The organism is Arenimonas soli (assembly GCF_014643775.1).
Lineage (GTDB): Bacteria > Pseudomonadota > Gammaproteobacteria > Xanthomonadales > Xanthomonadaceae > Arenimonas > Arenimonas soli.
Window position 1 is genome coordinate 1 of sequence record NZ_BMKC01000008.1, and the last position, 2354, is coordinate 2354.

Genomic DNA, 2354 nt, shown 5'->3' on the forward strand with positions numbered 1-2354 from the left:
ACAGTCGGATAAGAATGTACCGCTCGCCGAGCAGGGAGTGAGCGACCGCGAGAGCTACGGCCAGGGCTGCTGCGGTGTAGAGAAGTACTTCCATAGCCGCCTAACACCTTGAGTTAAGCCGCGCCGAAGGCGTCGGCTTGAATGAGCAGTTAGGCCGCTTGCCGAAAAAGCAGCAGCAACCATAAACCGTACAGGAACCCGGAGAGGCCGATAAAGGGTGCCGCGCGGGACGTGAGTGTTGACATTGCCTTCGGGCGGGAAGCGACAATCGCGACAACAAGAAAAGCTGCTGGAACTAGGGCATACAATCCAATATCGTTCCAGGACTGGGGGAAGTCATGTCGGTACCAAGCGAGCGCGGAGGCGATGATTCCTGTGACGGCACCGGACACTGCGGCTGTCGCGAAACCAGATCTACGCATCAATATCGTGTTGTGGCTCATAGGGCCTAACGCCTTGAGTTAAGCCGCGCCGAAGGCGTCGGCTTGAATGAATAGTTAGGACTCATAGCCACGAGCGTACCAGTGCATAGATGACCATTGATGCACCGACCAGCCAAAGTGTGAGCGAAACAAAGCGAACGGCCGGGCGCTTTGGCGAGGCGCTCGACTCGGAGCGAGGCCAGGCTGGGAATAGCCATGAGTGCGGGATAAGCAAAGCAAAGCCGATGGCGCGCACTAGCTCAAGTGCATCTCCCTTGCGGTACCAACCCAACAAGTGCAAGAGAGACAGGACTGCAAAGATCGCAACCCAGAACCATGGCCCGAACTTCTTGTTCGACGCGTCGTTCACTTCCACCTGAGTCCTAACACCTGAGTTAAGCCGCGTCGCGGAGCGACGTCGGCTTGAATGAATAGTTAGCCCCCAATCTGGTCGGGGAACAAGGGTTCCGTAGCGATTGGAGTATCGATCTTGATTGTCGGGACCTCAACAGCAGTCTGTGAGCCGACCTGTACACGAAGGTACGTTGACCGGTGGCTATGACTGTAAGCCGCTACAGCTACCTCCTGGAGAGCCCACTTGCAGATGTCGCCTCCAAAAAGCTTGCTGCCGGAATAGGTACGAAACGTCACTGGGAGCGAAAAGCGTCCCTCCTCGTCAGTAAGAGTCATCGCCGGCCCAACTTGTCCCCCGGTCTCCATCCACGAAGCACCTACCGAGACACCGCGGGCTGGCTCTCCATCAGTATCGACTACAGATCCAGTTACAAGCAGAAATCCATCCCCGCATTTCGCTCCAACAGGTGACGTGGCAACTAGGAGAGCAGCAAGTGCGAGAAGGCTTCTCATGAGGGCTAACGCCTTGAGTTAAGCCGCGCCGAAGGCGTCGGCTTGAATGATTAGTTAGGCCCCACCCGCGGGGCCATCGCAATAACAGGCTGGGCAATTTTGAACTGCTCGGCGGCATCAGGATGCCACGGGAATAGGCCGGACCGCGATGGCCAGATGATCTGATATAGGGGGAACTCGTTGCCCTGGTAGTACCAACGACTAAAGCCTACGTGGTCGCTGTACTCCGAGATGGGCACCTCGGCGAAGCAACAGGAATAGCCATTCAAGAGTGCATCTGATGTGGACGAGAGATCCAAAGGCGCGCCCCGCTTGGCCTCATGGGCCGCGATTGACAAGATCTGGTGCGCGACCTTTGCCGGCAGGCCGAAGATGATTAGCTCAGGGTGGCGGAAAGACTGAAAGAGCCCGACCGTAAATGAGTACTCGACATGCTCGCCCTCGGCGAGGATGTGGACGCAATGCCAACCGAACTCAGCAATATCGTCCAGTAGCTTCTGTTCGCTCTTGTCTTCACCAACGGTACGAACCATCTTGTGGGGCCTAACACCTTGAGTTAAGCCGCGCCGAAGGCGTCGGCTTGAATGATTAGTTAGGCGCCGCCCCCGTACTTGCGGCACCAGCGGTGAGCCTCCAGGGAGGCTGGCTCTCGCTCCCGCCACTCTACAACGCTTGGGCGAACTAGACCCAGCCAGAGCGGGTGCGGAACCAGCATATGGGACGCTTTACTCTCGGACGCAATCGGCAGAAGCCACGCCAGAAACGCCCGGCGCTGCGAGAAGGGTTGTTGGCAGAGGTCCGCAACGAAACCGCCCAAAGTGACGAGGGCTGGTTTACGTAGCCCCTTCTCAAGCTGGGTACAGTAGGAAGCGTACGCCTGCCACTCAGTCCGCTCAGCGGCAGCTGACGCGACAGCACGCAATTCTTCGAAGTACGAGTCTCGCCAAAACCACATGCGACGCCTAACACCTTGAGTTAAGCCGCGCCGAAGGCGTCGGCTTGAATGATTAGTTAGGCGGCGACTTGCCGGGCCGCGGTTCAATAAGTAACTGTCTAAGAGCCTCA

At 57.6% G+C, this 2354-nt stretch carries 1 protein-coding gene; it reads right to left on the reverse strand.

Annotation, left to right across the window (positions count from 1 at the left end; all coding sequences use genetic code 11):
- Nucleotides 1-1339: 1339 nt before the first annotated feature.
- Nucleotides 1340-1822 (reverse strand): DUF4262 domain-containing protein, encoded by a 483-nt coding sequence (locus IEX13_RS14130; protein WP_188665855.1) that lies wholly within the window; start codon nucleotides 1820-1822, stop codon nucleotides 1340-1342.
- Nucleotides 1823-2354 lie beyond the last annotated feature (532 nt).